At 72.2% G+C, this 5,339-nt stretch carries 2 protein-coding genes; one reads left to right on the top strand and one right to left on the bottom strand.

What is annotated here, in order from left to right:
* A partial coding sequence (locus I5G_RS23120) for an Ig-like domain-containing protein (RefSeq protein ID WP_022880069.1) occupies nucleotides 1-4,403 on the bottom strand: 4,403 nt, incomplete at its 3' end.
* Nucleotides 4,404-4,580: 177 nt separating this feature from the next.
* On the opposite strand from I5G_RS23120, the gene I5G_RS16600 reads away from it, so the two are divergent.
* On the top strand, nucleotides 4,581-5,045 hold the full coding sequence (locus I5G_RS16600) for a helix-turn-helix transcriptional regulator (RefSeq protein WP_022880068.1): 465 nt from the start codon (nucleotides 4,581-4,583) through the stop codon (nucleotides 5,043-5,045).
* The last annotated feature ends 294 nt before the right edge of the window (nucleotides 5,046-5,339 follow it).

Below are 5,339 nucleotides of genomic sequence, written 5' to 3'. Positions count from 1 at the left end.
GTCCGGGATCGACGTGACCGTGGGGTGCCGGGCGCGCCCCNGGCGGCCTGCACCGTGAGCAGGATCCGGCCGTCGACCTGGCGCTCCGCCGACTTCGTGGCATCCCCGATCCGGTAGCTGACGACCATGGTGCCGACGAAGTCCGACGCGGGCGTCACGTCGACGCGGCCGCCGTTCACGACCGCCGTCCCCTGCCCGCTGTCGACGCGAGCCGAGATCAGCTCGAGCGGTCCCTTGTCGGCGAACGGGTTGATGTCGTTCGCGAGCGCGTCGACGCTCGTCGTGCGGCCCTGGTCGGCCCGCGCGATCACGTCGTCGTTGGCGACGGGGAACGGGCGCTGCGACACCACGGCGCTGAGGGCGATCGACCCCGCGCCGGGCGCGGAGGTGCCGTCCGAGGCGAGGATGCGCACGGTGCCGGTGGCTCCGGCGGCCACATCGGCATCCGCCGAGACCTCGAGCGTCCGGCCCGAGATCGAGGCGCGGAAGCCGGCGGGCACGTCGCCGTCGATCGAAAACGTGAGCTTCTCCTCGTCGCCCTCGTCGGGGTCGCGTGTGAGGCGCCCGAGATCGAGCTTCTGGCTGCCCTCGCCGGGGGCGACCTGGACGGAGGCGTTGCGCATGATCGGCGACTGGTTCTCGGCCGGCACGACGGTGATCGGGATCGACACGTAGCCGGAGAGCCCCTGCGGGTCGTCGGGTCCGGTGCCGTCGGTCACGAGCACCCCGAGCGAGTCGCGGCCGAAGAAGCCCGCGGCCGAGCGGTACTCGAGGGTGTGCTCATCGACGATCATCGGCGAGCCGTCGGCGTGACCGGCGCGGACCGAGTCCGCCGTCGCGATGCGCGGCTCGCGCCCAGGACGCACGTGCACCTGGTCGGCCAGCGTGATGCGCACCGTCTCCCCGCTGGTGACGGTCACGGGCTCGGTCGTCGCCAGCGTCGGCACCAGCGCGTCGAGGCCCGGTACGAAGACGAACGCCTGCGCCGACTGCGAATCCGCGTCCTCGATCCGGTACCGGATGATCTGCGGCGTCGGCTGCAACGTCACCGTGAGGACCCCTCCGGTGCCGACCGTCACCGTGGAATCGCTCGTCGTCACGCGGAGGTCGTCGACGGTGCCGTCCGGGTCCTCGTCGTTCTCCAGCACGTTCACGTCCACGGTGGGAGCCGACGTGATCTGTCCCGGAGGCACCCGGTCATCGCGCGCGATCGGCGCCACCGCGGGTGCGTTCGGGTCGACGGTGACGAGGAGCGCGCCGACGGCGGTCGCGCCGTACGAGTCCGCGATCGTGTACGAGAAGGTGTACTGCCCCGGAGTCCCGGGGGCCGTGACGACCACACGTCCGCCGAGGATCTCGGCATCCACTCCCTCGGGGGCCGTCAGTCCGTTCGGATCGATCGAGATCGGATCGCCGTCGGGGTCGGAGTCGTTGGCCGTCACGGGCACGGCGACACGGCGCCCGGGCTTGACGGTGACGGTGTCCTTGACGGCGTACGGCGCCTGGTTGTCGTAGCCGGGCGCGGCCACGCCGACCACGACGGTGCTCTGCGCCTCGGCGCCCAGGCGGTCGCGCACCGTGTAGGTGAACGTGTCGCGCCCCGCGGCATCCGGGTACGCCTCGTACACGAACCAGCTGTCGCCGGTGGTCACCGTGCCCTTCTGCGGATTGGATGCCACCCCCACCAGCTCCACCGAGTCGCCGTCCGTGTCGATACCGGTCAGCGGGATCGCGATGCGCACGGTGTTCCCGGCGATGACGCGCGCCGTCACGGGCTTCGGTCGCGGGGCGGAGTTGCTGCCCTGGTCGGCGGGGAGCACCTGGATCGTGAGGTAGCCGGCGGTGCGGTTCTGCTGGCTGTCGGAGACCTCGTACGTCGCGTGCACGGTTCCCGGCTCCGCGCCGGCCTGGAAGCGGATCCGGTCGCCGTCGACGAAGATCGCGTTCTTGTCGGGCGCATCGGTCTCGACGAGCGTCGGCTCGAGCCGCAGCGTGTCGTTGTCGGGGCTGTAGTCGTTGGCGAGCACCGACACGGACACGACGTCGCCCACCCGCACCACGGCGGTGTCGTCGACGGTGACGGGCGGCCGCACCTGGGCGGGCAGGGGCACGGGCATGACCAGCACCTCGCCGGTCGCGCTCTGGGTGCCGTTGGAGACGGTGTACGTCAGCGTCACCGGGCCCGACAGACCCGAGAGGTCGGTGACGCGCAGGATCCGGTTCTCGAGCACCTCGACGGACACCCCCGCCGTCGGGGGCACGTGGGCGGTCTGGACGACCAGGATGCCGCCCGCCGGGTCGACGTCGTTGGCGAGCACGTCCACGAGGGTCGAGCGCCCCGTCGGCAGCAGCGCGAGGTCGCGCACCGCGACCGGGGGCAGGGGGGACGCGCCGGCCGCGACGACGTCGATGCGCACGATGCCGACCGCCGAATGGGGGCCGTCCGTGACGAGGTACTGCACGTAGTACGTGTCGGGCTGCTCGGCGACGAAGTCGAACGTGCCCGCGACGAAGTCGGGGGTGATCGTTGCGCCGGGGACGGTGTCGTGCTTCGACAGGCGCAGCTGCCGTCCCGTCGGGCTCAGGTCGTTGTCGAGGGGCGCCACGGTGACGGGCACACCGGCGACGGCCGTGACACGGTCGGCGTTGGCGACCGGGTTGAGCGTGTCCGCGGGGCGCACGTCGACCCGCAGCACGCCCTCGGTGGTCTCCCGCCCGTCCGACACGACGAGCGTGACCTCGTGGATGCCGGTCTGAGCGGTCGCGGCCGTGTACTCCAGCACGCCGTTGCTGCGGAACGTGACCTGGTCACCGCCCTCCACCGTCGCGCTCTGCAGGAAGACGTCGTCGCCGTCGGGGTCGCTCCACGCGTCGAGCACGCCGTAGGTGAGGGACGCACCGGCTTCCACGAGGACCGTGTCGATGCGCTTCTGCACCGGCGGTTCGTTGACGTCGGGCGGTCGCACGGTGACCGTCGCCGTCGCCTCGGCCGTGCCTCCCCGCCCGTCGTCCACCCGGTACCGAAGGGTCGTCGCCCCGCTCGCGTTCGCGGGCACCGAGGCCTGCAGTGCGGCACCGCCCAGCACGGGCTGCACGTCCCACCCCGACGGCGGGTCGTTCACCAGCGAGGCGGACAGCAGATCGCCGTCCGGGTCGGTGTCGTTCTCGGTCACGCGGAGGATCGTCGTCCGGCCCGCGCGGACGCCGTACTGGTCGTCGACCGCCGTCGGCGGCGTGTTCTGCGCACTGCGCTCGGGCAGATCGAACTGCGGCTTCTCGTCCTGGGACTGCTCCTCCTGCGCGTCGTCGGAGGCCGGCGGGACGACCTCGTCCCAGTTCTCGATGCGCAGGGCGTTCTGCTCGACAGCCCACACCGTGCCGGCGACGGTGTCGTTCACGACCACGACCCGGCGGTTGGCGCGCAGCACCAGGTGCGCGTCCGGGGTGGTCTCGATCGTGAGCTGAACGTCGTCGGCCGTTCCCGGGCAGTCACGCACGTAGGCTCCCGTGCCGCTCCAGACGGCGTACGCGCAGCCCCCGACCACCACGGGCGCCGCGGGGACGCCCTTCGCCACGGTGGCCACGGTCTCCGGCGCGCCCCCGCTCAACGGCTCGCGCAACAGCGCCGTCGGCGTGGCGACGTAGACGGAGTCGGCGTCGACACCGGCCTCCTGCAGCCGCGCCCCCTGCCCGTCCGGCAGCTCGACCGCTGTCCCGCCCGGGGTGTACAGCGTGCCCGACGCGGTGTCGAGGGCGACGCCCTGCTCCCCCACCGCCGTCGTCGCCAGGGCGGCGTCGTCCGCGAGCTTCGGGAGTGCCTGCGAGCGGGCCTCGCCCGTGGCGGAGTCGATCGTCAGCAGGGCGGCGTCCCGCGCGGAGACCGCGACGATGTGCGCACCGGAGCGCGAGACGGCCACGGCACCGCCGTCGCCGACGTCCGCCGTCGCCGAATCCGGATCGAAAGTCGTTCCGGTGAGCGACGTCGAAGGAACCGTGTACACGTGCCCGCCGGCGAGAACCGCAAAGGTCGTTCCGCCGAGCGCGACGGCCGACTTCTCCGGCAGGGTCGTGTCGTTCCCGAGCGCGACGCTGGCGGGATCGACGAGCGTCAGCGTGGAGTTCACCGCGTCCACGACACCGACGGTGTCCCCGTCCTGCAGGATGTCGAAGTCCGCCGCCCGCGTGCGCAGCGCGCCGTCGAGCAGGCGGGACGGGTAGTTCAGGTGCCCGACGAGCAGGTCGGAGGTCTTGGTGACCCACACGCCGCCGTCGTCGAGCTCCAGGTCGGCGGTGGGGATTCCCGGATGGAGGGCGGCAAGGGTCGAGATGGTGACGGCGGCCGCCGTCAGCGTCGCCCCCGACGCGACAGCACCCCTCCGGCGCCACAGCCAGCTGATCCCCAATGCCCCATCCCCCCGGATGATGTGAAGCCCGTGCACTTCGTTCCCGGAGCCAAGTAGAGCGCTGAGGCCCCGGTCGCCCCATGGGGAGAATTCACCATGTATCTTCACCGTGGGGGCAGGAATGATCCGTTCCGGACATATCCGGAAATTCCGATCGATCTTTCGGGGGGAAGAACGATGAACGAGAACGACATCCATGGGGGGATGTCCGCGCACGCGACACACGACGTGGCGGACTTCGCGGCGGACCTGCGTCGACTGCGGCTGGAAGCCGGGAGTCCGACGCTGGCGCACCTGCAGCATCTGACGGGGATCTCCCGCACGGTGATCTCCGAAGCGTTGTCCGGTCGCACGCTTCCGAGCGAGCGCACGGTCAACGCGCTCGTGCGGGTGCTGGGCGGAGACCCGCCGGCTGCGCTGCGGAAACGGGCAGAGCTGGCGCGCGGAGGCCCGGCGAAGACGGCATCCGTTCCCGTCGCGCGCGAGCCGGTCGCAACCGTGGGAAGCGGCGATCCCCGCCCCGGGGACGCATTGGCAGTGACGGTCGCCACCTTCGCGGCGGGATGCCTCGTGAGCGTGGGGAGCTGGGCCGTGGTCCGCGCGCTCGGCTCGCGGCGCACGACACGCTACCGACGCCGGTAGAGGCGCGGCGCGGGGTATAGCGTGTCGCCGTGCGCGACGGATGGCGGGCCCGCCTGGGCCGCGGGGCCCTGGCGCTCATCGCTGTCGCGATCGTCGTGGCGATCCTGCTCGTCGTACTACCCGAGCCAGCCGCGGTCATGCTCGGGGATCGCCCTGACAGCGTCCCTCAGCCGCAGCCAGCTCGAGCGGGATGCGCGAGGACGGCTCGAGTCGCTCGTCCTGCTGCCGGTGTCGGCGTTGTCGGCGAGGCCCTGGGGCGCTGCTGCGGGTGACCCCGTTGGCGGGGGCGGCGGT

The organism is Microbacterium sp. B19 (genome assembly GCF_000333395.1).
GTDB lineage: Bacteria > Actinomycetota > Actinomycetes > Actinomycetales > Microbacteriaceae > Microbacterium.
This window is presented reverse-complemented; position numbering and strand designations above follow the sequence as displayed.